The organism is Chitinivorax tropicus, assembly GCF_014202905.1.
Classification (GTDB): Bacteria; Pseudomonadota; Gammaproteobacteria; order Burkholderiales; family SCOH01; genus Chitinivorax; species Chitinivorax tropicus.
Genome location: NZ_JACHHY010000005.1, coordinates 38,217 through 63,565, shown reverse-complemented (window position 1 = coordinate 63,565; position 25,349 = coordinate 38,217). Strand labels below are relative to the sequence as shown.

The window sequence follows — 25,349 nt, the reverse complement described above, 5'->3', positions numbered from 1 at the left end:
ACCTATCGTTAGATCTTGGATTTAGCGACGTGCGCAATCAGATCATTCACAGACATATGCATCTTGGAAATGAACATCTCCGGGTACAGACCCATGCCCAGTACTGTCACGGCAAGCACTGCCAACAATGCGAATTCACGAGCATTGATATCTGGCAGTTGGGCGACATGTTCATTTGCAACCTCACCAAAGATCACGCGCTTATACATCCACAATGTGTAGGCCGCACCAAAAATCAATGTGGTAGAGGCCAGGAAGGCGTACCAGAAGTTTGCCTTTACCGCCCCCATGATCACCAGGAATTCACCTACGAAGCCTGATGTTGCCGGCAAACCGGCATTGGCCATCGCAAAAAGCATCATGAAAGCAGCGAATTTAGGCATTGTGTTGACCACACCACCATAATCTGCAATCTGACGACTATGCATGCGGTCATACATGACCCCGATACAAGCAAACATGGCCGCTGAAACAAAACCATGCGACAACATCTGTATCAATGCACCTTCTACACCTTCATTGGTCAAATACCCCCCGGCAAACATGAACAACCCGAGTGTTACAAAGCCCATGTGAGAGATGGAGGAATACGCCACCAATTTCTTCATATCAGCTTGAACCAACGCAACCAAGCCGATATACACCACGCCGACCAACGACAGGAAGATCATGATTCCTGATAGAGCGTGTGCGGCGTCGGGCGCAATGGGCAGGCTGAAGCGTAGGAAACCATATGCGCCAATCTTCAGCGTAATCGCGGCCAACACCATCGAACCACCTGTAGGCGCCTCGACGTGCGCGTCAGGCAACCAGGTATGGACGGGCCACATGGGAACCTTGACGGCAAATGACATGAAGAACGCGAAGAAGATGAGCTTCTGGACATCCAGCGGCAACTTCAGCGCATGATAATCCATGATATTGAAGCTATGACCCGACTGAATGTACAGGTAGACAAAAGCAACCAACATCAATAACGAGCCTAGCAGGGTGTACAGGAAAAATTTGACCGCTGCGTAGACGCGGCGCGGCCCACCCCAAACACCAATCACCAGATACATCGGGATCAGCATCGCCTCGAAGAACACGTAGAACAGAACTGCATCCAGCGCCGCAAACGTACCATTGATCAATCCTGACATGATCAGGAATGCAGCGAAGTACTGCGCAACTCTCCGCTCGATCACTTCCCAGCCTGCCACCACAACCAACAAGGTTGTAAAACTGTTCAGCACGACGAACAGCATCGAGATGCCATCGACACCCAGGTGGTAATTGATGTTGAAACGCTCAATCCATGGTTTCATCTCTACGAATTGCATACCACCATGCAGGGACTGAAACCCTGTATACAACGGCAGTGATACGATAAAACCTGCCAACGCGCCTAACAGTGCGATCCAGCGAGCCATACCTGCGTTACGGTCACTGCCGGTCGCCAATACCAGCACACCGGCCAGAATGGGCGTCCAGATGGCTAGACTCAGCAAATGTTCACTCATGACTTACCTATTCTCGTTATCTTTGCGGTGTGTTTAATTTCTCAACCAATCAGGCCTTTATTCATCATAAACAGCAACATCAAGGCTCCGATGATCATTGCAAAGGCATAGTGGTAGATGTAACCGGACTGCAAGCGACGAGCAAGAGAAGACATCCAGCCAACCACCTTCGCAGAACCATTCACGAACAAGCCATCGATGATGCCTACATCACCGATTTTCCAGAGCCCTGTACCAATAAGGCGGCTTCCCTTTGCGAAAACATTAAAGTACAGGTCGTCCATGAAATACTTGTTTTCAAGAATCTTGTAGATGAATCCAAATTTGTCCTTGATCATGGCTGGAATGTCCGGACGCTTCATATAGAGGAACCACGAAGAAGCGACACCAGCGACTGCCAACCACAAAGGCAAAGTCTGCAAGGAATGCAAGCCCATGGCGCCAGCACCATGGAATGCCTCTTTCAACTCAGTCATCACATGATGATTCCCGCTGAAAATGACACCCTTGAAGAAGTCGCCGAACAGCATCGGTTCGATTGCCACATAACCAATCAACACCGAAGGCACTGCCAGCAATACCAGTGGCAAAGTCACGACCCAAGGTGTTTCATGTGGTTTTTCACCCGGCGCCAACCCATGATGATGCTCATCATCATGATGGTCGTCATGATGTCCGGCTTTGCCAAAGCGCTCCTCACCATGGAACACCAGGAAGTACATCCTGAAGGAGTAGAATGCTGTCACAAACACACCCGCCACTACTGCAAAATAAGCAAAACCACTGCCAGCGATATGTGATTCCTTGACCGCTTCTATAATCGAATCCTTGGAATAGAAGCCAGACAGGAAAGGCGTGCCGATCAAGGCCAGTGAGCCAATTAAGGAGGTCAGCCATGTAATGGGCATGTATTTACGCAGGCCGCCCATATTGCGGATATCCTGATCATGATGCATACCAATGATCACAGAACCAGCTGCGAGGAACAGCAACGCTTTGAAGAATGCATGGGTCATCAGATGGAAAACCGCTACGGAGTAAGCGGAGACACCCAGCGCCACCGTCATATAGCCCAGCTGAGACAAGGTCGAATATGCAACCACCCGTTTGATGTCATTCTGGATGATGCCCAGAAAGCCCATGAACAACGCCGTGATAGCTCCAATCACTGTAATGAATGATAGCGCCGCATCGGACAATTCATAGAGCGGGGACATCCGAGCAACCATGAAAATACCTGCGGTCACCATGGTTGCAGCGTGAATCAATGCCGAAATGGGGGTAGGACCTTCCATGGAATCAGGTAGCCACACATGCAGTGGGAACTGCGCTGATTTACCCATGGCACCAACGAATAGCAAGATGCAAGCGACAGCAAGCAAAGGCCACTGGGTGTCACCGATCAAATTGATGGTTTTACCAACCAATTGTGGCGCAACCTGGAACACAGCCTGGTAGTCCATCGACCCAGTGTGCATATAGACCAGACCGATCCCGAGAACGAAACCGAAATCGCCAACGCGATTGACCAGAAAAGCCTTCAGGTTGGCGAAAATGGCCGTGGGGCGCTTGAACCAGAAACCGATCAGAAGATAGGACACCAAACCAACCGCCTCCCAGCCAAAGAACAACTGGACGAAGTTGTTCGACATGACCAGCATCAGCATCGAAAAGGTGAACAATGAAATATAACTGAAGAAGCGTTGATAACCTGGATCTTCATGCATGTAGCCGATGGTGTAAACATGGACCATCAAAGAGACAAAAGTCACCACGCACATCATCATGGCGGTCAAATTGTCCACCAGAAAACCAACCGACATGTCGATGCCGTTGATCGTCAGCCATGTGTAGATCGGCCCATTGAACGGCTGTCCGCCTTGGAGTAGATGATTGAGCGTATAAGCTGACCCTGCAAATGCAGCAGCCACACCAAGAATTGTCGCCCAATGCGCACCCGCACGGCCAATGACTCGGCCAAACAGGCCTGCCAGAATCGCACCGGCCAAAGGGGCTAGTGGGATCATCAGGTAGAGCATTTTCATATCAGTCATGATGAAGCGTCGTTTTCTGTTTATTTAATGGAAGCAGACAGGACAATCATTTAGCCCTTCAGCTTATCGATATCTTCAACATTAATTGTGCTCAGGTTACGGAACAACACAACCAATATGGCCAGACCGATTGCAGACTCTGCCGCCGCAACAGTCAAAATGAAGAACACGAAAATTTCACCAGCGGTATCTCCCAAAAACCTGGAAAACGCCACGAAATTCATGTTGACCGCAAGCAGCATCAATTCAATCGCCATCAATAACACGATGACATTTTTGCGGTTCAGAAAAATACCCAGGATACTGATCGCGAACAAAACAGCGCCAAGTACGAGGTAGTGAGTCAGTGTTAACACGTTTAAACCCCTGATTGATTAGCCTGTCTGGCCTTTATTCGCCCGTCTTTTGCTCATCGACTGTAACAGGTTGCTCGACGACTGCCGCCATTTTGATGACGCGAACCCGATCCGTACTCTTCACCTTTGCCTGAAGTCCTGGATCCTGAGCCTTCGCATCTTTGCGACCACGTAAAGTCAACGCAATGGCCGCCACAATCGCCACCAGCAAAATAATTGCCGCAATCTCAAATGGGTAGATGAATTGCGTATAAAGCGCCTTACCGATTATTTTGGTGTTGCCATCTTCGGTAGCTGCGGTCTGGATACTATTGAAGTCGCCAAGCCCACTGGCCGGGCTACTGAATACCGCCACCATCTCCACGACCATCAAGCCAGCCACAATGCCTGCAAGCGGCAGGTGCTTCCAGAATCCAGCCCGCAGCTTTTCAAAATTGATGTCCAGCATCATGACCACGAACAGGAACAGCACCATGACGGCACCAACGTAAACCAGCACCAAGGTGATTCCCAGGAACTCTGCCTGGATCAATAACCATAGTGCTGACCCGTTGAAAAAAGACAACACCAGAAACAATGCGGCATGCACTGGGTTTTTTGCCGTAATGACACGAACTGCGGCAAAAATCAGCACAGCAGCCAAAAAATAAAAAATGAGCGTCTGAAAAGTCATGAGCCAGACCTTGTTGTTATGCAACGAAACCCTGAATGGGATGAATCAACGATATTTGGCGTCAGCTTCACGCGCCTTGGCGATTTCCGCCTCGTATTTATCTCCGACCGCAAGCAACATGGGCTTGGTATACAGCAGATCACCCCGTTTTTCGCCGTGATACTCGAAAATATGGGTTTCCACGATTGAATCGACCGGACAAGATTCCTCACAGAAACCACAGAAAATACATTTGGTCAGGTCAATGTCGTAACGGGTGGTGCGGCGAGTGCCATCATCCCTCTGCTCCGACTCGATTGTAATGGCCATTGCCGGGCAGACTGCCTCACACAGCTTACAGGCGATACAGCGTTCCTCGCCATTAGGATAGCGCCGTTGTGCATGCAATCCACGGAAACGAGGACTTAATGGCGTCTTTTCCTCAGGAAACTGTACAGTGATCTTTCGCTCAAAGAGGTGACGGCCAGTCAACATCAGACCTTTCACCAATTCATACAGCAAAAATGTTTTGAAGAAACTGGTCAGTTTGTTCATTCAGATTCTACCCACTTACTTCCAGATCGAGAGTGGACTCATCATCCACACCCCAACAACAGCCACCCAGATCATTGTCACTGGTAAGAACACCTTCCAACCAAGACGCATAATCTGGTCATAACGGTAACGTGGGAAAGTTGCACGGAACCAGAGGAAACAGAACAACAGGAACGATACCTTGGCAGCCAACCAGATGAAACCTGGCGCACCCAGCACCGGCCACGACTGAGGGAAGGGTGAAAGCCACCCACCCAGGAACATCAGTGCGGTCAGCGTCGACACCAAGATCATGTTGGCATATTCGGCCAGGAAGAAAACGGCGAATGGCATGCCCGAGTACTCAACGTGGAAGCCGGCCACAATCTCGGACTCGCCTTCTGCGATGTCAAATGGGGCGCGGTTGGTTTCGGCCACACCGGAAATCAAGTAGACGAGGAACATCGGAAAAAGTGGTATCCAGTTCCAGCTGAGCAGGCTACCACCCATCATGCCGGTTGCCTGCGCCTCGACGATCTTGATGAAATTGAGGCTGGAAGAAACCATCAACACACCGACCAGTGCAAAACCCATGGAAACTTCATAGGAAACCATCTGCGCAGCTGATCGCATCGCCCCGAGAAATGCATACTTGGAGTTGGATGCCCAGCCCGCAAGAATGATGCCATATACGCCCATCGACGAGATCGCCATGATGAATAGCAGACTGGCATCGATATTGGCCAGGACAGCAGTTCCGGTGAAGGGCACCACTGCCCAGCAGACCAATGCAGGCGCAATCGATAACACAGGCGCCAGCCAGAACAAAGACTTGTTGGACTGAGCAGGCACAACGATTTCTTTGAAAATCGCCTTGACTGCATCTGCAATCGGCTGCAGCAGGCCAACCGGACCAACGCGATTCGGGCCGATACGAATCTGGATGTATCCGATTACTTTGCGCTCGGCCAGTGTGAGGTAAGCAACAGCACCCAACAACGGCAATACAATTGCAACAATTTTGATCAGTGTCCAGATGGTGATCCCTAATGGTTCACCGACCAGATTATTCAGCATCTCAAGCATCTTACACGCGCTCCAATGCAATCGAACCAAACATGTCGCCCAATGTCATTACCGCTGGATGCCCAGATGGCACGCGCACGACCTGATCAGGCAGTTTATCGTCAATGACCAGCTTTAATTTGGCATACCCATCTTGCTGCGTGACTTTGACATCGCAGCCATCGGTTAAACCAAGTTCGTTGGCCAATTTGCCGTTGATGGAGGCGACAAACGTTTTGCCATCTTTTGTCATCTGAAGAGCTGGTGCTCTACGAACCAAGGCATCCGATTGATAGATTGGCACCTCACCCAAGCGAGCCAATCCTGCAGGCTGTTCCAAAGGCTGCGCTTTGACTGAAGTGACATTTTTCAGCTGCGCATCCACTGAAGCCTGCCCGCCTTTGAGCACGGTATCCCGCACTTCTTCTGATGTGTTGAAGTCAAAACCCGACAAGCCAAGCAGGTTAGCCAAAACACGTAACACCTTCCAGGCTGGACGGGCGTCTCCCAGTGGTTTCACAACGCCATTGAAGCTCTGAGGCAGACCTTCCATATTGACGAATGTACCGGAGGTTTCACTGAATGGTGCGATAGGCAATAAGACATCGGCGTAATCGATCGCTTCATGTTTGAAAGCAGACATCGCCACAACCATATCAGCCTGCTTGACCGCAGACATCGCCTGTTGCGGATTGTGGGCGTCCAGCTCAACTTCCGCGTTCAACAACAGGTATGCCCTGCGAGGTTGTTCAAACATCTCGCGTGCATTCAATCCTTGAATTGCATCGGTAGAAAGCTCGCCACGTAGAGGGTGAGCACCTGCCAATGCGGCGCCAACCGTGTTTGCTGCAGGCGTAAGCTCCCCGACCGTAACGCCCGCCAACGTAGCCAGCTCACCAGCCAGTAAACGGATCATGCTGTAGTCTGGGTGATACAGGGCGGCCTGACCCAACAAGATAGCGCCATGCTCGCCACTGCTTAAACTGATTGCGATCGCGCGTGCTGACTCTGTCACCAGTGCATCGGCCAACAAGGAGGAAACCGCATCAGGAACCACAGCACCTTTGATTTCCAGCAGCGCTTTCAACACCGCTGCAAGTTGTGCAGCTATCACATTGGGGGCCACCACCAGCTTGGTGTGCGTTGAGCACAGCAGATCGTCATCGCTGCTTTGAATCACCGACAGCTGTGCGCCCTTTTTCACCGCATGCCTGAGCTTAGCGGCAATCAGTGGCTGTTCTTTACGGACGTTGGCACCAATCAACAAGATGCGGTCAAGCTTACGGAGCGCGGTGATCGGCATACCCAGATAGGTAATGTGTTTATCTACTGCATCCCCGCGGAAATCACGTTGGCGCATGCGCGTATCAACGTTGCCACAACCCAGCCCTCGCACAAGTTTTTGTAACAGATACAGCTCTTCCAGTGTGCTATGTGGGGTAGCCAAAGCACCGATGCTCGCCGCACCATGCCGCGCTTTAATGTCGGTCAAGCCGTGAACAACATAGTCCAGCGCGGTTTGCCATTCCACCTCATGCCATTTGCCATCATGCTTGAGCATAGGCTTGGTCAAACGGGCTTCAGAATTCAACGCCTCGTATGAGAAACGATCACGATCTGCAATCCAGCATTCGTTGATCGACTCATTTTCACGCGGCAGCACACGCATAACACGGGACTGTTTCACCTGCACAACCAGATTGCTCCCCAGACCATCATGGGGGCTGACAGATTTACGGCGGGACAACTCCCACGTTCTGGCTGAATAGCGGAAGGGCTTTGATGTCAATGCGCCAACAGGACAGAGATCAATGACGTTACCAGAGATCTCGGAATCAACCGTCTTGTTGATAAAAGGCAGGATCTCAGAGTGTTCGCCACGATTGGCCATGCCGATTTCCTGAAATCCGCCAATCTCTTCAGTAAATCGAACACAACGAGTACAGTGAATGCAGCGGGTCATGTCCGTCGAAATCAACGGCCCCATATTCTTGTTGACCACCACACGCTTTTCTTCCTGGTAGCGCGATGCAGTATTACCATACCCAACCGCCAGATCCTGAAGCTGGCATTCGCCACCTTGATCACATATTGGGCAATCCAATGGGTGATTGATCAACAGGAATTCCATCACGCCTTTTTGAGCTTTGGAAGCCAAAGAAGAGTGCGTATGGACTTTCATCCCATCCGTGACGGGGGTGGCACAGGCAGGTAACGGTTTAGGTGCTTTCTCCACCTCCACCAGACACATACGGCAATTGGCCGCAATGGATAACTTCTTGTGATAGCAGAAGTGTGGGATATAAGTACCTACGGAGTTCGCAGCCTCCATGACGGTCGATCCATCCGGCACCGTCAGTTTTTTGCCATCAATTTCAATTTCAAGCATCGCTATTCGCTACCTGTCGTTCGATCCATCAACGGATCAACACCATTTGTGATCAACCATGCACTTCTTATGTTCGATGTGATATTCGAACTCTTTGCGGAAATGCTTGGTGAAGCTACGCACCGGGAATACCGCAGCATCAGCAAGCGCACAGATCGTCTTGCCTGCCATGTTGTTTCCTACGGAATCCAACAGATCGAGATCCTCTGGGCGCCCCAGACCATTTTCAATGCGGTGGATCACTCGATACAGCCAACCCGTCCCCTCTCGGCAAGGGGTACACTGGCCGCATGACTCCTCATGATAGAAATAGGCTAAGCGTTCCAATGCTTTCACCATACAGATATCTTCATTCATGACGATGACCGCGCCGGAACCAAGCATTGATCCAGCCTTGGAGATACTGTCGTAATCCATGGTCAGATCCATCATCACATCACCGGGCAGTACAGGAGCGGAGGAACCGCCAGGAATCACGGCCTTCAGTTTTTTCCCGCCGCGCATACCACCAGCCATTTCCAGCAGGGTTGAAAATGGTGTACCTAATGGGATTTCGAAGTTACCAGGCCGATTGACATGGCCAGATACAGAGAACAGCTTGGTTCCGCCGTTATTAGGCTTGCCCAACTCCAGAAACTTCTGCGCCCCATCGCGAATGATGAACGGAACAGAAGCAAAGGATTCAGTGTTGTTGATTGTGGTCGGCTTACCATACAAGCCAAAACTTGCCGGGAACGGCGGCTTGAAACGAGGCTGCCCTTTCTTCCCTTCAAGCGACTCCAGCAGCGCAGTCTCTTCCCCGCAGATGTAGGCACCATATCCATGGTGGGCGAACAAGTCGAAAGTGAACCCAGAGCCCAGGATGTTTTCCCCGAGCAATCCGGCTTGCCGAGCCTCATCCAGCGCTGCTTCAAATAACTCATAAACCTCAAAGATCTCGCCATGGATGTAGTTATAGCCACGCTTGGCCCCCATGGCGTAACCGGCGATGATCATGCCCTCAATCAATGAGTGAGGGTTATATCGCATAATGTCACGGTCTTTGAATGTTCCGGGCTCACCTTCATCGCTATTGCAAACGACATATTTATCACCGGGGAACTGCCGTGGCATGAAGCTCCATTTCAGACCCGTCGGAAAGCCCGCACCACCACGCCCCCGCAAAGACGAGCCTTTCACCTCCGCAATCACTTCATCCTGAGTCATCTTGGACTCAAGAATGCGCGTCAATGCTTTATAGCCGCCACGTGCACGATAGGCTTCCAGCGTCCAACACTGTGAATCGCTGGTATCAACACCCTCGAAAATTACACCATTCTCAAAGACAGCCATTTATTCCAGCTCCGAGAGTTTCTTGTCGATGGCCTCACGCGACATGAAGCTGCACATTGAATGGTTATTCAACAGCATGACCGGCGCATCGCCGCAAGCACCCATGCACTCCCCCTCAATCAGGGTGAACTTGCCATCGGCAGTTGTCTCACCGTAACCAATGCCTAATTTCTTCTGTAGATACTCACCGGCATCAACGCCTCCAGACAAGGCACAGGGCAGATTGGTACACACCGTCAGTTTGTATTTACCAACGGGCTTGAGGTCATACATGTTATAGAAAGTTGCCACCTCATAAGCTGCAACGGGCGGAATCTGCAGGTAGTTGGCAACATATTCGATCAATTCAGCACTTAACCAGCGCTTCTCGACTTGCGCAATGCGCAATGCGCCCATCACCGCAGAGCGCTTTTGGTCGGCGGGATACTTGGCTACTTCACGATCAATTTTTGCAAGGGACTCAGCGGACAGCATCAGCGGTCAATCTCCCCGAATACGATATCTTGGGTACCGATAATGGCAACCGCATCAGCAATCATGTGACCGCGAGCCATTTCATCCAACGCTGCCAAATGCGGAAAACCTGGCGCGCGAATTTTCAATCGATAAGGCTTGTTGGCACCGTCAGATACCAAATAAATACCAAATTCACCCTTGGGATGCTCCACCGCAGCATAGGCTTCACCCTCTGGAACGTGCATGCCCTCGGTGAATAGCTTGAAGTGGTGAATCAACTCTTCCATATTGGTCTTCATGGCCAATCGAGAAGGCGGGGCCACTTTATGGTCACCTGTGATCACAGGGCCTGGATTTTTTCGTAGCCAGTCTATACATTGCTTGACAATCCGGTTGGACTCACGCATTTCCTGAACCCGCACCAGATAACGATCATAGCAATCACCCTCAACACCAACCGGAATATCAAAGTCCATGTTGGCATAGACCTCATAAGGCTGTGTTTTACGCAAATCCCAGGCAACGCCTGAGCCGCGTAACATCGGCCCCGTGAAGCCCAGCGCCTTGGCCCGATCTGGCGATACCACGCCAATACCAACGGTACGCTGCTTCCAAATCCGATTGTCAGTCAATAATGTTTCATAATCATCAACGCAACCAGGGAAGCGATTGGTGAAGTCTTCAATGAAGTCAAGCAGGGAGCCTTGCCGATTTTCGTTCAGCGCTTTCAGCTGTTGATCATTCTTGATCTTGGAGAAAGTGTATTGTGGCATCCGATCCGGCAGATCACGATACACGCCACCCGGGCGATAATAAGCCGCATGCATGCGAGCTCCGGAGACGGCTTCGTAGCAATCCATGAGATCTTCACGTTCGCGGAAGGCATAAAGGAACATCGTCATTGCGCCGATATCCAGTGCATGCGCACCGATCCACAGCAGGTGGTTCAGGATACGAGTGATCTCGTCGAACATGACGCGGATGTATTGTGCACGGATCGGCACGTCAATCTGTAACAGCTTCTCGATCGCCATCACATAGGCGTGCTCGTTACACATCATCGACACATAATCGAGGCGATCCATATATGGAAGCGACTGGATGAATGTCTTGCTTTCGGCAAGCTTCTCTGTACCACGGTGCAACAGGCCAATGTGCGGATCTGCCCGCTCAATTACCTCACCATCCAACTCCAGTACCAAACGCAATACACCATGGGCAGCAGGGTGTTGCGGCCCGAAGTTCAGCGTGTAATTACGGATTTCAGCCACCGTAGTTCTCCTCGCGGATGATTCGCGGCGTTATCTCGCGCGGTTCGATTGTCACTGGTTGATAGATAACGCGACCTTGCTCTGGGTCGAAGCGCATTTCAACATGACCAGACAGCGGGAAATCCTTACGGAAAGGGTGACCAACAAAACCATAGTCGGTGAGGATTCTACGAAGATCCGGGTGCCCTTCAAAGACAATACCAAATAGATCGAAAGCCTCACGTTCGAACCAATTAACACCCGGCCAGATCGTCACGAGTGAGGGCACAACAGGCATCTCGTCATCAGCAGCGAACACCCTGACACGAAGCCGCCAGTTCTGTCTCACAGACAGTAGATGGTAAACCACCGCAAAGCGCGCACCATCCCAGCGACCATCCCCGTAGGAACTGTAGTCCATGCCACAGACGTCAGTACACTGCTCGAATGACAATGCCACATCGTCACGCAGTGTACAGGAGACGTCGAGCCAATCAGAAGCCCGGATGACGATGGTCAGCTCACCCAGCACACAGACCTTAGAAACGATTTTATCCGCCAAGACACGATCAAGTGCTGCGGAGAGATTTTCCAGCTTTTGACTCATGTTAACCTTGCTCAACGGGCAATCGTACAAGTACGCTTGATCTTATTCTGAAGCTGGATGATGCCATACAGCAACGCTTCAGCCGTCGGCGGGCAGCCGGGCACATACACATCGACCGGAACAATCCGATCACAGCCACGCACCACAGAATAAGAATAGTGATAGTAGCCGCCACCATTTGCACAGGAACCCATGGACAGAACCCAACGAGGCTCCGGCATCTGGTCATAAACCTTGCGCAACGCAGGCGCCATCTTATTACAGAGCGTCCCTGCCACAATCATCAAATCAGACTGGCGCGGACTGGGACGAAACACCACACCAAAGCGATCCAGATCATAACGTGATGCGCCTGCATGCATCATTTCAACAGCACAGCACGCCAAACCAAAAGTCATCGGCCAAAGGGAACCCGTCCGAGCCCAGTTGATGACCTTATCAGCTGTTGTCGTGACAAAACCCTTCTCCAATACGCCTTCTATTCCCATTCCAGCGCACCTTTTTTCCACAAATAGACAAAGCCAATCACCAGCTCGACCAGAAACACCGCCATGGTAATCAAGCCGGATGAACCCAGGTCACGCAGTGCAACACCCCAGGGCAGCAAAAAGGCCGTTTCCAGATCAAAGATAATGAAAAGAATCGCTATCAGGTAATAACGAACATCGAACTTCATGCGAGCGTCTTCGAATGCCTCAAAGCCGCACTCATAAGGAGAGAGCTTCTGCGCATCCGGCTTATTTGGAGAAACCAACCAAGCCAGCAACATCGGGCCCACACCAACAGCAAGACCGACCGCACAGAATAAAAGAATGGGAAAATATTGTTGTAGCATTTGCACCCCACTACCGCGCATTAGCTTTTAAGGGCGGTCAAGCCGCCCTTAAAATGCCGATTTTTATCAGTTGTAGCGCAAACCAGGCAAAAGAGCCACCTGATTAATGATGGTGCCGACAGTGAGACTCGAACTCACACGGGCTACGCCCACTACCCCCTCAAGATAGCGTGTCTACCAATTTCACCATGTCGGCCAAAACTTACTCCGGAATCCCTGCAGGCTTCGGCGCCTGAGCAGGCTGCTGAACCGGGGCAGCCGGAACAGCGTGCGATTCCATTACTCCCAACCCACCAGGCTTTTTGGCATCCAAGGCCACCAAACTCATGCAGGTTACAAAGAATACCAGCGCAGAGACAGCAGTTGCACGACTCAGAAAGTTCGCAGAGCCCGCCGCCCCAAAAAGACTACCCGAAGCACCACTACCGAATGCAGCGCCCATGTCAGCACCTTTCCCGTGCTGCATTAGAACCAAGACGATCAGTGATACCGCAGAAAGCACATTGACTATTTGCACTATCAGCTTCAGGATTTCCATATATTCTACCTAAAAATTGAACTCTGCCGCAAATCTTTAAGCTCTACATCCTCAAAGACTGTGTTTATTTAGCCAGAGCACATATCAAATGCTTTCTAAAGCCAAACGCAGACGGAAACCCGATCTGAAGCACGCTTTACGCAGCGCCCGTTTCGCAAAGCCTGCGGATTATACGCATAGCTTTCGCGGGCAGTCAAATGCCCGCCCTGGTTTCGGATGGATGATGATTTGTAATATTTCTGCAACCTTGATCTACTAATATGGCGGCGCTTTCTTCGTTTTTCATTGTTTTGTAATCGAAATCTTCCTATATTCGGAGTCGTTCATGAAAGCCATTTTTGCCCGCAGCCTTGTGGTTACTTTCTGCGCAACAGCTTTTTATGCTCCTTTTGCATCTGCTGCAGATATCACGGGTGCTGGCGCGACTTTCCCTTATCCGCTCTATGCGAAATGGGCTGAAGCCTACAAGGCCAAAACCGGTGTTGGCTTGAATTATCAATCCATCGGTTCCGGTGGTGGCATCAAGCAGATCAAGGCAAAAACTGTTGATTTCGGCGCATCCGACAAGCCTTTGACACCGAAGGAATTGGAAGAAGCAGGTTTAATGCAGTTCCCCACTGTAATGGGTGGCGTGGTGCCGGTTATTAATCTGCAAGGTGTGCAGCCTGGCCAGTTGAAGTTGACGCCCGCTGTGCTGGCCGACATCTTTCTTGGCAAGATCACCAAGTGGAACGACAGCCGTATCGCCAGCTTGAATCAAGGCTTGAGTCTTCCGGATCAAGGGATCACGGTCGTTCGCCGTTCTGATGGTTCTGGCACAACGTTCATCTTTACCAATTATCTGTCCAAGGTAAGCGCTGAGTGGAAGGAAAAAGTTGGTGAGGAGGCATCGGTCAAGTGGCCAACTGGCATTGGTGGCAAGGGTAATGAGGGTGTAGCCAACTATGTGAAGCTGACGGCGGGTTCGATTGGTTATGTGGAGTATGCTTATGCTCTGCAGAATAAGATGGCGTTCACCCAGTTGCAGAATAAGGATGGTCAGTTTGTCGCTCCGAGCGAGGACAGTTTCAAAGCAGCAGCATCTCATGCTGACTGGGAGAAGGCGCCTGGCTTCTATGAAATCCTCACCAATGAGCCGGGCAAGCAGAGCTGGCCGATCACTGGTGCGACTTTCATCCTGATCCATAAGTCTCAGGAGAAAGCCGAGAGTGGTAAGGATGTCTTGAAGTTCTTTGACTGGGCATACGACCAAGGCGACCAGACTGCGCTGCAGCTTGATTACATTCCGCTGCCGGACAATGTGGTCAAGCTGGTTCGTAGCGCGTGGAAAGCACAGGTCAAAGACGCTAGTGGCAAAGCAATCTACTGATTTACAGAAACTTACTCACACATGTTACAGTGCTGTTAAAACTTAATGGCCATCGTGTTGAGATTCGTTGAAGTCGTATGGAAGGGGCCAGACGGCCCCTTCCGTGCTGTTTGAACCGTAGCAATCGAGGCTTTCAATGCAATCTGCTCCTGCAGCCCCTGCCTTGCTCAATCCGCCCCCCAAGCATCATCAATTGACCGGGCGAACCCATTCCGGACGCCTATACGATGCGATCTTTCGCAATGTCACGCGCGTGTTTGCGTTCGTTGTGCTCGCGCTGTTGGCGGGCATCATCTTGTCGCTCATCGAAGGGTCGCTACCTGCGATCAAGCATTTTGGCGCGAAGTTTCTGGTCACCATGGATTGGGACCCGGTTCAGGAAAGCTTCGGTGCGCTGATCCCGATCTATGGCACCTTGGTGACCTCTGCCATCGCGTTGCTGGTTGGCATCCCGGTCAGCTTTGGCATCGCCATGTTCCTGACCGAGCTGGCGCCGATGTGGATGCGCCGCCCGCTAGGGACGGCAATCGAGTTGTTGGCCGGCATCCCATCCATCATTTATGGCATGTGGGGGTTGTTTATCTTTGCTCCCTGGTTTGCTAAACACATCCAGCCATGGATGAATGAGCACATCGGCCCGATCCCTATCATCGGTTCCTTGTTCAGCGGCCCGCCGATGGGGATTGGTATGTTCACCGCCGGGCTGATTTTAGCCATCATGGTGATCCCGTTCATTGCTTCGGTGATGCGAGATGTGTTTGAAATCGTCCCGCCCATGTTAAAGGAATCGGCCTATGGGCTGGGTGGCACCACTTGGGAGGTGATGCGCAGTGTGGTCTTGCCATACACCAAGGCTGGGGTGATCGGTGGCATCATGCTGGGGCTGGGTCGTGCGCTGGGTGAAACCATGGCTGTCACCTTCCTGATCGGCAATGCCCATGAATTCAACGTCTCGTTGTTCATGCCTGGCAACAGTATTGCGTCATCGTTGGCCAACGAGTTCACCGAAGCCACGGGTGAGCTGTACACCAGCTCATTGATTACGCTGGGTCTGATCTTGTTTGTCATCACCTTTATCGTGCTGGCGCTTTCCAAGGTATTGCTGATACAGCTGCAAAAACGTGAAGGCCAGTCGAGCTGAGTGCCCATTATGAATAAGACTATTTACGCGAAGCGCCGTTTCATCAACTCGTTCAACATCGTCATGTCGGTTCTGACCATGGGGTTTGGGTTGTTCTGGCTGGCGTGGATTCTCATCACGCTGTTCCAACATGGCTTTGATGCCATCTCCATCGCCATGTTCACGCAAATGACACCCCCACCAGGCTCAGCCGGGGGGCTGTTGAACGCGATCTTCGGCAGCTTGCTCATGGCACTGTTCGGCACGCTGATCGGTACGCCGATCGGCATTCTGGCCGGCACCTACCTGGCTGAATTCGGTGAACGAGGCTGGCTGGCCCCTACCACCCGATTCATCAATGACATTTTGCTGTCCGCGCCATCCATCGTCATCGGCCTGTTCGTCTATACGATCTATGTGGCGAAGGTAAAGCACTTCTCGGGTTGGGCGGGTGCATTGGCACTGAGCCTGATTGTGATTCCCGTTGTGGTGCGCACCACCGAGAACATGCTGCGCCTGGTTCCCAACAGTCTGCGTGAAGCTGCCGCTGCGCTGGGTGCGCCACAGTGGAAGGTGATCACCTTTGTTACGCTGAAGGCCTCACGAGCAGGGATTCTGACTGGCATTCTGCTGGCTGTGGCCCGCATCAGCGGCGAGACAGCACCGTTACTGTTCACTGCACTGAACAATCAGTTCTGGAGCATGAACATGAATGCGCCAATGGCCAATTTGCCGGTGGTGATCTTCCAATTTGCGATGAGTCCCTACGAAGATTGGCAGAAACTGGCCTGGGGCGGCGCCCTGTTGATTACCGTCAGCGTATTGGCTCTGAATATTCTGGCCCGTTCGCTATTTAGACAAAAATCCAATTGATTGATCATCATGCGTAGAGAATTCGTCATGACCCAGCAAACGCTCAGCACCGTGAAATTGTCCATCCGGAATCTCAATTTCTACTACGGCAATTTCCATGCGCTGAAGAACATCAACCTCGACATCGAAACACAACGAGTGACCGCGTTCATCGGCCCATCTGGTTGTGGTAAATCCACTTTGTTGAGAACCCTCAACCGGATGTATGAGCTTTACCCCAAATTACGGGCAGAGGGCGAGATCATGCTGCATGGTCAGAACATTCTGGACAAGGGTGTAGACCTGAACTTGCTGCGCGCCCGGATCGGCATGGTGTTTCAAAAGCCCACGCCCTTTCCGATGTCGATCTACGACAATATTGCATTTGGCGTGAAGCTCTATGAAAAGCTCAGCAAGAGCGACATGGATGACCGTATTGAGTGGGCCCTGCGGAAAGCCGCGCTGTGGGATGAGGTCAAAGACAAGCTGAAGCAAAGCGGCAATGGCTTGTCTGGTGGCCAGCAGCAGCGGCTGTGCATTGCCCGCGCGATTGCGGTGAAGCCTGAAGTTCTGCTGCTGGACGAGCCGACCTCTGCGCTGGACCCGATCTCGACCGCCCATATCGAAGAGTTGATCCACGAGTTGAAGAACGATTACACCATCGTGATCGTGACCCACAATATGCAACAGGCGGCTCGTGTATCTGACTACACCGCGTATATGTACCTGGGTGAGTTGATCGAGTATGGCGATACCAATGAGATCTTCACCAAGCCGAAGAAGAAGGCAACGGAAGATTACATCACCGGTAAGTTTGGCTGAGGCGTATTGCAGCGGTTGCAACACCCCCCAGACGTAATCAAGGCGCGGCTTTCAGGCCGCGCCTTTTCATTGGTTGCCAGGCTACTGCCGATGTTGTTCACATCGGGAAATCAGTTCCGTCCAGATAGATGCCCAGCAGCCTTTCCAGCCCCGCTTGATCGTGCTCGCTGAAGCGATCTTTCAACGGGCTGTCGATATCCAACACCCCCACCAACTGCCCATCTTTGATGATGGGCAGTACGATTTCGGCGTTGGATGCGCTATCACATGCGATATGACCGTCAAAGGCATGCACGTCCGGCACCCGTATTGTCTGGCGCTGCTGGGCGCTGGTACCACACACACCGCGCCCCAGTGGGATGCGAACGCATGCCACCTTACCTTGAAATGGCCCCAGCACCAGCTCTTGTCCATCATAGAAATAGAACCCTGCCCAATTCAGCACTGGCAGGGCCTGGTAGATGAACGCCGAGAACTGGGCACTGTTCGCCACAAAGTTACGCTCGCCTGACAGCAGACCTGTCAATTGCGATGCCAGGCTGTCATAGTCAACCGCATCGATTTCATGGGTTGTGATTACTTCGAACATACTTCCTCACCTGCGGATTGAATCTCCTCGGGGCTGACCAATTTGCGTTTGACCCAGGTGCCGAGGGAGTCAAGATATGTAAAGACCACCGGCACCACAACCAAGGTCAGCAAAGTTGAGGTGATCACCCCACCGATCACGGCGTTGGCCATCGAAGCATACCCCTCGCCCATGTCCTTGCTGGTTGCCACCGGCATCATGCCCAACACCATGGCGGCAGTGGTCATCAAGATTGGACGCAGACGGATACGCCCAGCCTCGACTATCGCCTCCGCTCTGTTCATGCCCTCCTCCATCGATTGCTTGGTGAAATCGATCAGCAGAATGGCATTCTTGGTCACCAGCCCCATCAGCATGATGATCCCAATCATCGACATCACATTCAACGTGCTGTTGGTGAGGAACAACCCCAGCGCCACGCCGATCAAGGCCAGCGGTAGAGATGACATGATGGCCAATGGTTGCAGGAAGCTACGGAACTGGGTGGCCAGAATGGCATAGATGAACATGATCGCCATCAACATCGCCTTGCCGGCGTGATGAGCGGATTCCTGCATATCCTGCGCACCGCCACGCGTCTCGATCTTATAGCCAACCGGCCACTTGATCTTGTCGATACCTTTATTCATCTCCGTCACCACATCACCCAGAGGCCGCCCTTCCACCCCGGCCACGATAGTCACTTCACGCGACTGGTTGGAGCGCTTGATCTGGCTTTGTGAGGTGCCTTCACGCAGCTTGGCCACTTGGCCCAGCTCGATCATCCAAGGCTGTTCCGGATTGCCACGACTGGCGATCGGCAAGCGCCCCAGATCATCCAGCGAGGCACGCAGGTGGTCTGGGATCTTGACGTTCACGTCGTGATTCTCACCATCCGGGCCCAGCCAGGTGCTGATCGCCTGCCCAGCCAGCAAGGGGCGTAGCACAGTGCCGATCTGTGCGGCATTCAGCCCCAGATCCTGCGCCTGATCACGGTTGATATCCACCAACAGTGCTGGTTTCTTCTCTTCCATGCTCGACTTGACATCCACCGCGCCGGGAATCGCCTTCAGCATCGCCATGACCTGTTCGGACAAGCGCTTCAGTTCGTCCAGATCCCCCCCTTGGATACTCAAGATGATGGGCATATTGGAGTCCCCACCAGACACCTTGATACCACCGATCTGCTGCAAGCGCTCACGGAACAACCGACGCATCTCCTTGTGATCCCGCTTGCGTTCCTTGCGCGATGTCAAATTGATGAACAGATTGGCCTGGTTCTTGGCGGAATCCTGCGCCACCGCGACATAGGCTTGCTTCACCTCTGGAAAGGTCATGATGGCATCCGATGCCTGCTTGGCCTTGGCACCGGTGTAATCCAGCGAGGAGCCGATCGGGGTTTCGATCTGCATCTGTACGAAATCAAAGTCGGAATCCGGCACAAACTCCCCGCCGACCTTACCAAGAATGACAAATGCCGCGACGAAGCTGGCCATGGCCAAGGCCAGTGTGGTTTTACGCTTGCGCAAAGCCCAGCGGATCATGCTGGCATAAGTCTCGGCCAGCGCGTCCATCTTTCGGTCAAACCAGCTCAGCAGCCAGCCCACCGGCCCACGCATGGCTTTGCCGTGGCTATGTGGGTCGGCCCAGACGCTGGACAGCATTGGGTCGAGCGTGAAGCTGACCAGCATGGAGATGAGCACGGCAGCCGACACCGCCACCCCAAACTGGAAGAAGAATTTGCCGATGATCCCACCCATGAAGGCAACCGGCAAAAACACCGCCACAATGGTCAAGGTCGTACCGACCACCGCCATCCCGATCTCGTTGGTGCCATCCAGCGCGGCCTGTATCCGCCCCTTGCCCATGGCTGCATGCCGGGAGATGTTTTCACGCACCACGATGGCATCGTCGATCAACAGACCGATACACAATGACATGGCGATCATGGTCAGCTGGTTGATGGTGAAACCGAACAGCTGCAACGCGAAGAATGTGCCAACCAGCGACACGGGCAGGGTCAGGCCGGTGATGACAGTGCTGCGCCATGAGCCGAGGAACAACAACACAATGATGATGGTCAGCAACGCGCCTTCCAGCAGTGTGCGTTTCACATCTTCCAGCATCAGCTTGATGCCTTCCGTGTTGTCCGAAAGCACCTGCAATTTGACATCTGGCGGCAAGATGGCGTGCAGGGCATCCATCTCCTTACGGACGCGGTCCACCAGCTCAACGATATTGGCACCGGTTGCCTTCCTGACATCGACCGATACCGCCTTCCGGCCATTGACATAGGCGATCGACTCCAGTTCCTTCTGGCTGTCCACCACCGTGGCGACCTGCTCCAACCGCACCACCGAGCCCCCGCGATTGACAACGATCAACCGACCAAACGCAGGCGCATCTTTCAACCGGCCACGGATCTGTACCAGTTTGTCCCCCGTACCCACCGTGACGGTGCCCAGCGGGAATTCGACGTTTTCCTGACGGATGGTATTGATGACATCCTCGACGCTGACACCCAAAGCCTTCATGCTGTCTGGCTGCAGCAGAATACGGATCTGCCGATCCACGCCACCGATGACCTCCACCTTGCCCGCGCCGGGCAACGACTTCAGCCGCTTGGACACAATCCGGTCCGCGATCTGCGTCAACTCGCGATGCGACCTGACTGGCGAGGTGACCGACAAGGATACGACCGGCATGTCATCCGCCTGCGCCAATTCGACCTTGGGCTCCTTGACCTCTTTCTTCAGCGTATTCCGGACCTGATCCACCTTCTCGCGCACCTGCTGGATCGCCCACTGCGGATCGGTTTCCAATTGGAACTCGACCACCGCGAAGGCATACCCTTCAAATGCCCGACCCCGCAGCAATTTGATGCCGGAGATGCCATTGATCGCCTCCTCCAACGGACGGACGACATCGCTCTCGACGATTTCGGGCGCCGCGCCGGGGTAATCTGCGGTGACGATCACGGTTGGCACTGACACATCTGGCAAGTTTTCAATCCGCAACTGGAAATACGCAATGATGCCCAACACCGCCAATGCCACCATCAACATGGTGGCGAAAACCGGGTTCCGCACACTGATTCTGGTTAACCACATGATGTCATCCTTTACTCAAGGCTTGGCGGTGGCCATTTTCACCGAAGCGCCCCGGGCCTCATCGGCCAGCTGGGCCAGCACCACGGCATCCCCGGCCATCAAGCCCTTACGGACTTCCACTTTGCCGGTGCGGGGGTCACGTGCCCCCACCTCGACGTGTGCCTTGTCGAGTTTGTTCTGACGCAGAACCCAGATGTAGCGCTGCCCCTTGTCGAGCACCACAGCCGCATCCGGCACCGCAATGGCCTTGTCCTGCGTATCGAGCTGTAATTCGCCGCTGGCGAACAGCCCAGTCCGTAGCGCATTATCGGTATTGTCGATGCGGATGTAGACCGCGATGCTGCGGGTGCCTTGCTGAGCTGCCGGGTTGATCCGCTCGACTTTGCCGAGGAATTCACGGCCACTATAGCCATCCACATGCAAACGGACAGTCTGGCCGACTGACACCGATGCGATATCGGAAGCCGGTACCTGCGCGACATATTCCAGCTGCGAGAGATCAATGATGCTGAACAGCTTGGCACCGGGCGCAACATCCTGGCCAGGGTTGACATCACGGGTAGCAACAAAGCCTTGGATCGGTGATACGATCTTGGTATCACGCATGGATTTACGGGCCAGCTCCAGCTGCGCAATCTGTGCCTTCAATTGCGCCTGCTTGACAGTACTGTCGCTGTCGATACGGTTGAATGCCTCTTGCGAGATGAATGCCTGCTTCATCAGCTCTCGATTCTGCTCACGATTGCGCTCGGCATAGGCGGCCTCTGCCTTGAAGCTCTCCAGCTGGGCCTGGCGCTCATTCAGGCGTTGGCGTACCTCAGCGTCATCCATGATGGCAAGCAGCTGCCCTTGTTTGACCGCATCACCTTCCCGCACCAGCACACTGGCAATCGGGCCACTTTGTTTGGCATTGACGATGGTTTCCGAAATCGGCTTCAGGTTGCCGGTCAAGACCAGCGTGCGGCGGAACTCCCCGACCTGGATGCGGAACAGATCCGCCTCTGCCAGCTCCAGCAGCGCAATCGGCTGAGGCTTGCCCTTCTTCTTGTCCTCGGCAACGGCCTGAGCCTTGTCTTTGTCCTTGTCGCCATTCATCACCTTTGCCCCCACCCCGATACCGAGTGCAAGGACGATCAGCATGCCTATTTTTGCAGAACGTTTCATATTCACCTTGTGCTCCTAGCTAGGTCGGCAAAACAGCGGCAGCCGGTCGAATGCCAGCTTTGCGATGCCTTGCTCAGCTCTCTCTTTTTCAAATGGAAATCTTTTTGTCGATCTGTCAATCGACATCAGCCTTCGGGCCAATGCCACGCCAGATCAGATCGACAATGATGGGCAGCAACCGCTCCACATCCAGCGTATCCCGTTGCACCAATTTGGCGATCATCAAGCCGTCAAACAGCGCAGTCCACATGACGCCCATGGCCTGGTCGTCAACATCCTTGGCCGCCAGCCCGCCCTTTTTCAACACAGGCAGCAATTTGCTGGACAGCGAATAAGTCTCGTCATAGGTCTTCGCAATGTGTTGGCGAACCTGCTCATCTCGGATCTGGCCCACGAACTCAAGGAACAGTGCGGGCCACATCGGATCGGTCATCCCATTGCGCCATTGATTGGAGACCAGAGAGGTCAACCCCTGCCGTGGCTCGGTGTGTTGCAAAGCCTGCTCGACCTGATGTGGCAAACCATCCACCGATGACCGGAAGCGGCTGTCCAATAACGCAAAGAATAAATCCGCTTTGTTGCGGAAATGCCAATATATTGCGCCTTTTGTCAGGCCTGCCGCAGCAGCGACCAAGTCCAGGGAAGCTGCTTCATAGCCTTTTTCCGCAAACACTTTGGCGGCGGCATGCAATATACGAACACGTGCGTCCGGGTTGGGTTGCTCAGCCTGATTGTTCAACAGTTCGGCAAAATGTTCGCGAGCCCCTAGATGTCGCTTGACGGTTTGCCAAGGCACGCCAGCGCGGCCTGCCACGTCGCCATAGCTGACCTGCTCAACGCCCTTCTCCTCAGCAAGATCCCTGAGAATGTCAATAAATTTCAATGAATTACCATTATGCATCGAGAGCCGCCATATAACATACCAACCAGAATGGCATTAACCTACCATGCAGTATGCCTATATCAGACTTTTGTTTCAACATATATCTAAATCAGATTGGATTAATGTTATTACTCAGTAATTTACTTGACCAGACCGCGCCCAATGCCTACATAGAATTAGCGCATGGCCCCAACAACAGACTATAAAAGTAACTGGCAGCTCAACTTGACCGTCCCACCTCGACCGGAACACAACGATGAAGTTACTTTCAGTACTGTCACTGCGTCAGAAGATACTGCTCTCCCAATCCATTGCCGCTGTTTTCCTCGTCATCTATGTCGCCTATAACTTTTCGGTCTCCAGCGCCAACACACACCGGCTCAAAATCATCCAGAACGATCTGTTTCCAACACTGGAGGCGGCCAACAACAATGTGGCCCTGCTCGACAACATCATCGGCTCGCTGAACTCCGCTGTGGCGGCGGGCGAAAAAGAAGCATTGCAGGCGGTGGACGAGCAGGCGAAGCGAGTGCGTGCCAATCTCGACAAGATCAAGCAGGCCGATACGATGGCCGGAAACGAGCCAGATAAATTGGTGTCGGAGTTCAATGCCTACTACGATGCAGCCGCGAAGCTCTCTGCCGGCATGCTGGCGGGACAGGCCCCCGATCCAGCCGCCATCAAGAGCATGGGCGACCTGCTCACCACCTATCGAACCCACCTGACCGCCTTCCGCGATACCAGTTATAAGCGTTTCACCGAGACAGTCGAGGAAACCACAGCATCACAACAGCGAGCGCTGTTCGTTGGGGTGATCGGCGCCCTGGCCGCCATTGGGGGCGGCGTGTTGTTCAGCCTGGTGGTGTCCTTCTCGATCAAGCGGAACGTCGATCTGGTGGTGCGATCGCTGCGTGACATCGCCCAGGGCGAGGGTGATCTGACTTTGCGTATCCGCCAATATACCCGCGATGAAATCGGTGAATTGGTGAAATGGTTCAACACGTTCATCGAACGACTACATGGCGATATCCGTCACGTTGTCGAATCGGTCAACGCATTGAGCGAAACCACAGACGAGATGAGCCTGATCGCCAGCAACACCGACAGCAGCATCACCACCGAGAAACAGGTGATCGGGCGGGTGGCGGCACAAGTCGAGGGCATTGCCCAGCAGATCGACAGCGTGGCAATCAGCGCGGCATCTGCATCTGATGCGGCAGCTGTGGCCAACGCCTCGGCGGCGAATGGGCTCACCAACATCCGCACCACCATCACCCGTATCAACGAGCTGGCACAGCAGGTCAATGAAGCCTCGACAACACTGAAGAAGCTGGAATCAGATAGCCAGCAGATCAATGTGGTGGTCGATGTCATCAAGGGGATCTCGTCGCAAACCAATCTGCTGGCCCTCAATGCCGCCATCGAGGCCGCACGGGCCGGTGAACATGGGCGTGGCTTTGCCGTGGTGGCGGATGAAGTGCGCAGCATGGCCGCCCGCACCCGTGACTCCACCAGCCAGATCTTTGAAATCGTATCGCAACTGCAGGCCACGACCGCATCGGTCGTTGACGTGATCCTGGCCAGCCAACGCGAAGCGGAAGCCACCGTGGAGCAAGTGACCGGATCAGGACAGACCTTGCAGGAAATCTCAGACAAGGTCGGCACCATCAGCCGGATGAATCAGACCATTGCCCAGGCAACTGATCAACAACAGCAGGCGTCGGGGCAGATCGGCACGCAAATGGACGATCTGCATCGGATCTCGGCTGCGACGGAGGATCAGGGCAAGAAGCTGGCAAAGATCAGCAGCACCATCAAGCAACTCACTGAAAATCTGCGTGAGGTTTCGGGGCATTTCAAAACCTAGGTTCTGTTGGCAAAACCGTTGTCT

The 25,349-nt window shown here is 53.1% G+C and carries 23 protein-coding genes and 1 tRNA gene; 5 read left to right on the top strand and 19 right to left on the bottom strand.

Features of this window, described 5'->3' with window-relative positions; all coding sequences use genetic code 11:
- Positions 1-8: 8 nt before the first annotated feature.
- The 15 genes from HNQ59_RS05175 to secG form a co-directional block, all read right to left on the bottom strand.
- Positions 9-1,502 carry an NADH-quinone oxidoreductase subunit M gene (locus HNQ59_RS05175; protein ID WP_184036128.1) on the bottom strand — a complete coding sequence of 498 codons (1,494 nt, stop codon included), beginning with the start codon at positions 1,500-1,502 and terminating at the stop codon, positions 9-11.
- A 41-nt stretch (positions 1,503-1,543) separates the two neighbouring features.
- Entirely contained in the window at positions 1,544-3,556 is a 2,013-nt protein-coding gene (nuoL, locus tag HNQ59_RS05170) for an NADH-quinone oxidoreductase subunit L (protein WP_246490854.1), read from the bottom strand.
- Between the two features lie 50 nt (positions 3,557-3,606).
- Entirely contained in the window at positions 3,607-3,912 is a 306-nt protein-coding gene (nuoK, locus tag HNQ59_RS05165) for an NADH-quinone oxidoreductase subunit NuoK (protein ID WP_184036126.1), read from the bottom strand.
- A 34-nt stretch (positions 3,913-3,946) separates the two neighbouring features.
- Entirely contained in the window at positions 3,947-4,585 is a 639-nt protein-coding gene (locus tag HNQ59_RS05160; RefSeq protein ID WP_184036123.1) for an NADH-quinone oxidoreductase subunit J, read from the bottom strand.
- 45 nt (positions 4,586-4,630) lie between these two features.
- Entirely contained in the window at positions 4,631-5,119 is a 489-nt protein-coding gene (gene nuoI, locus HNQ59_RS05155) for an NADH-quinone oxidoreductase subunit NuoI (RefSeq protein ID WP_184036120.1), read from the bottom strand.
- 15 nt (positions 5,120-5,134) lie between these two features.
- Entirely contained in the window at positions 5,135-6,184 is a 1,050-nt protein-coding gene (nuoH, locus tag HNQ59_RS05150; protein ID WP_184036117.1) for an NADH-quinone oxidoreductase subunit NuoH, read from the bottom strand.
- 1 nt (position 6,185) lies between these two features.
- A complete protein-coding gene (gene nuoG / locus HNQ59_RS05145; RefSeq protein WP_184036114.1) occupies positions 6,186-8,552 on the bottom strand; it encodes an NADH-quinone oxidoreductase subunit NuoG in 2,367 nt (788 codons plus the stop codon).
- Between the two features lie 36 nt (positions 8,553-8,588).
- Positions 8,589-9,884 carry an NADH-quinone oxidoreductase subunit NuoF gene (gene nuoF, locus HNQ59_RS05140; RefSeq protein ID WP_184036112.1) on the bottom strand — a complete coding sequence of 432 codons (1,296 nt, stop codon included), beginning with the start codon at positions 9,882-9,884 and terminating at the stop codon, positions 8,589-8,591.
- Complete coding sequence (gene nuoE, locus HNQ59_RS05135; RefSeq protein ID WP_184036111.1) at positions 9,885-10,358, bottom strand: NADH-quinone oxidoreductase subunit NuoE; 474 nt, start codon at positions 10,356-10,358, stop codon at positions 9,885-9,887.
- Complete coding sequence (locus tag HNQ59_RS05130; RefSeq protein WP_184036109.1) at positions 10,358-11,611, bottom strand: NADH-quinone oxidoreductase subunit D; 1,254 nt, start codon at positions 11,609-11,611, stop codon at positions 10,358-10,360. The genes nuoE and HNQ59_RS05130 overlap by 1 nt, the downstream gene beginning before the upstream one ends.
- Complete coding sequence (locus HNQ59_RS05125; RefSeq protein WP_184036107.1) at positions 11,604-12,197, bottom strand: NADH-quinone oxidoreductase subunit C; 594 nt, start codon at positions 12,195-12,197, stop codon at positions 11,604-11,606. Before HNQ59_RS05125 ends, HNQ59_RS05130 begins: the two co-directional genes overlap by 8 nt.
- An 11-nt stretch (positions 12,198-12,208) precedes the next feature.
- Positions 12,209-12,685 carry a NuoB/complex I 20 kDa subunit family protein gene (locus HNQ59_RS05120; RefSeq protein WP_184036105.1) on the bottom strand — a complete coding sequence of 159 codons (477 nt, stop codon included), beginning with the start codon at positions 12,683-12,685 and terminating at the stop codon, positions 12,209-12,211.
- Complete coding sequence (locus tag HNQ59_RS05115) at positions 12,676-13,032, bottom strand: NADH-quinone oxidoreductase subunit A (RefSeq protein WP_184036419.1); 357 nt, start codon at positions 13,030-13,032, stop codon at positions 12,676-12,678. Before HNQ59_RS05115 ends, HNQ59_RS05120 begins: the two co-directional genes overlap by 10 nt.
- Before the next feature lie 110 nt (positions 13,033-13,142).
- Positions 13,143-13,228, bottom strand: a tRNA-Leu gene (locus HNQ59_RS05110).
- 6 nt (positions 13,229-13,234) lie between these two features.
- Positions 13,235-13,570, bottom strand: a complete 336-nt coding sequence (gene secG, locus HNQ59_RS05105) for a preprotein translocase subunit SecG (protein WP_184036103.1) — start codon at positions 13,568-13,570, stop codon at positions 13,235-13,237.
- A gap of 325 nt (positions 13,571-13,895) precedes the next feature.
- On the opposite strand from secG, the gene pstS reads away from it, so the two are divergent.
- From pstS to pstB, 4 genes are all read left to right on the top strand, one after another.
- Positions 13,896-14,939, top strand: a complete 1,044-nt coding sequence (gene pstS, locus HNQ59_RS05100) for a phosphate ABC transporter substrate-binding protein PstS (protein WP_184036101.1) — start codon at positions 13,896-13,898, stop codon at positions 14,937-14,939.
- Positions 14,940-15,075: 136 nt separating this feature from the next.
- Positions 15,076-16,080 (top strand): phosphate ABC transporter permease subunit PstC, encoded by a 1,005-nt coding sequence (gene pstC / locus HNQ59_RS05095; protein ID WP_184036098.1) that lies wholly within the window; start codon positions 15,076-15,078, stop codon positions 16,078-16,080.
- A gap of 9 nt (positions 16,081-16,089) precedes the next feature.
- Positions 16,090-16,932, top strand: coding sequence for a phosphate ABC transporter permease PstA (gene pstA / locus HNQ59_RS05090; protein ID WP_184036095.1), 843 nt, complete (start codon positions 16,090-16,092; stop codon positions 16,930-16,932).
- Positions 16,933-16,941: 9 nt separating this feature from the next.
- The gene (gene pstB / locus HNQ59_RS05085; protein WP_184036092.1) at positions 16,942-17,733 is read left to right on the top strand and encodes a phosphate ABC transporter ATP-binding protein PstB; all 792 of its coding nucleotides are present in this window, start codon (positions 16,942-16,944) and stop codon (positions 17,731-17,733) included.
- A 97-nt stretch (positions 17,734-17,830) separates the two neighbouring features.
- On the opposite strand, the gene HNQ59_RS05080 is transcribed toward pstB, so the two are convergent.
- The 4 genes from HNQ59_RS05080 to HNQ59_RS05065 form a co-directional block, all read right to left on the bottom strand.
- Complete coding sequence (locus HNQ59_RS05080; protein WP_184036089.1) at positions 17,831-18,322, bottom strand: GAF domain-containing protein; 492 nt, start codon at positions 18,320-18,322, stop codon at positions 17,831-17,833.
- On the bottom strand, positions 18,310-21,411 hold the full coding sequence (locus HNQ59_RS05075) for an efflux RND transporter permease subunit (RefSeq protein ID WP_184036087.1): 3,102 nt from the start codon (positions 21,409-21,411) through the stop codon (positions 18,310-18,312). The genes HNQ59_RS05080 and HNQ59_RS05075 overlap by 13 nt, the downstream gene beginning before the upstream one ends.
- Positions 21,412-21,426: 15 nt before the next feature.
- Entirely contained in the window at positions 21,427-22,575 is a 1,149-nt protein-coding gene (locus HNQ59_RS05070; RefSeq protein ID WP_246490865.1) for an efflux RND transporter periplasmic adaptor subunit, read from the bottom strand.
- Between the two features lie 115 nt (positions 22,576-22,690).
- Positions 22,691-23,458, bottom strand: a complete 768-nt coding sequence (locus HNQ59_RS05065) for a TetR/AcrR family transcriptional regulator (protein WP_246490853.1) — start codon at positions 23,456-23,458, stop codon at positions 22,691-22,693.
- A gap of 256 nt (positions 23,459-23,714) precedes the next feature.
- Here HNQ59_RS05065 and HNQ59_RS05060 point away from each other — a divergent pair, with 256 nt between their 5' ends.
- A complete protein-coding gene (locus tag HNQ59_RS05060) occupies positions 23,715-25,325 on the top strand; it encodes a methyl-accepting chemotaxis protein (RefSeq protein WP_184036078.1) in 1,611 nt (536 codons plus the stop codon).
- The last annotated feature ends 24 nt before the right edge of the window (positions 25,326-25,349 follow it).

Bases quoted from the DNA above. Each gene is read 5' to 3' on its own strand.
- pstA (WP_184036095.1), top strand. From the start codon at position 16,090: ATGAATAAGACTATTTACGCGAAGCGCCGTTTCATCAACTCGTTCAAC.
- nuoL (WP_246490854.1), bottom strand. From the start codon at position 3,556: ATGACTGATATGAAAATGCTCTACCTGATGATCCCACTAGCCCCTTTG.
- HNQ59_RS05160 (WP_184036123.1), bottom strand. From the start codon at position 4,585: ATGACTTTTCAGACGCTCATTTTTTATTTTTTGGCTGCTGTGCTGATT.
- HNQ59_RS05070 (WP_246490865.1), bottom strand. From the start codon at position 22,575: ATGAAACGTTCTGCAAAAATAGGCATGCTGATCGTCCTTGCACTCGGT.
- secG (WP_184036103.1), bottom strand. From the start codon at position 13,570: ATGGAAATCCTGAAGCTGATAGTGCAAATAGTCAATGTGCTTTCTGCG.
- nuoF (WP_184036112.1), bottom strand. From the start codon at position 9,884: ATGGCTGTCTTTGAGAATGGTGTAATTTTCGAGGGTGTTGATACCAGC.
- nuoI (WP_184036120.1), bottom strand. From the start codon at position 5,119: ATGAACAAACTGACCAGTTTCTTCAAAACATTTTTGCTGTATGAATTG.
- HNQ59_RS05115 (WP_184036419.1), bottom strand. From the start codon at position 13,032: ATGCTACAACAATATTTTCCCATTCTTTTATTCTGTGCGGTCGGTCTT.
- HNQ59_RS05125 (WP_184036107.1), bottom strand. From the start codon at position 12,197: ATGAGTCAAAAGCTGGAAAATCTCTCCGCAGCACTTGATCGTGTCTTG.
- nuoH (WP_184036117.1), bottom strand. From the start codon at position 6,184: ATGCTTGAGATGCTGAATAATCTGGTCGGTGAACCATTAGGGATCACC.
- HNQ59_RS05060 (WP_184036078.1), top strand. From the start codon at position 23,715: ATGAAGTTACTTTCAGTACTGTCACTGCGTCAGAAGATACTGCTCTCC.
- HNQ59_RS05080 (WP_184036089.1), bottom strand. From the start codon at position 18,322: ATGTTCGAAGTAATCACAACCCATGAAATCGATGCGGTTGACTATGAC.
- HNQ59_RS05075 (WP_184036087.1), bottom strand. From the start codon at position 21,411: ATGTGGTTAACCAGAATCAGTGTGCGGAACCCGGTTTTCGCCACCATG.
- pstC (WP_184036098.1), top strand. From the start codon at position 15,076: ATGCAATCTGCTCCTGCAGCCCCTGCCTTGCTCAATCCGCCCCCCAAG.
- nuoG (WP_184036114.1), bottom strand. From the start codon at position 8,552: ATGCTTGAAATTGAAATTGATGGCAAAAAACTGACGGTGCCGGATGGA.
- pstS (WP_184036101.1), top strand. From the start codon at position 13,896: ATGAAAGCCATTTTTGCCCGCAGCCTTGTGGTTACTTTCTGCGCAACA.
- nuoE (WP_184036111.1), bottom strand. From the start codon at position 10,358: ATGCTGTCCGCTGAGTCCCTTGCAAAAATTGATCGTGAAGTAGCCAAG.
- pstB (WP_184036092.1), top strand. From the start codon at position 16,942: ATGCGTAGAGAATTCGTCATGACCCAGCAAACGCTCAGCACCGTGAAA.
- HNQ59_RS05120 (WP_184036105.1), bottom strand. From the start codon at position 12,685: ATGGGAATAGAAGGCGTATTGGAGAAGGGTTTTGTCACGACAACAGCT.
- HNQ59_RS05175 (WP_184036128.1), bottom strand. From the start codon at position 1,502: ATGAGTGAACATTTGCTGAGTCTAGCCATCTGGACGCCCATTCTGGCC.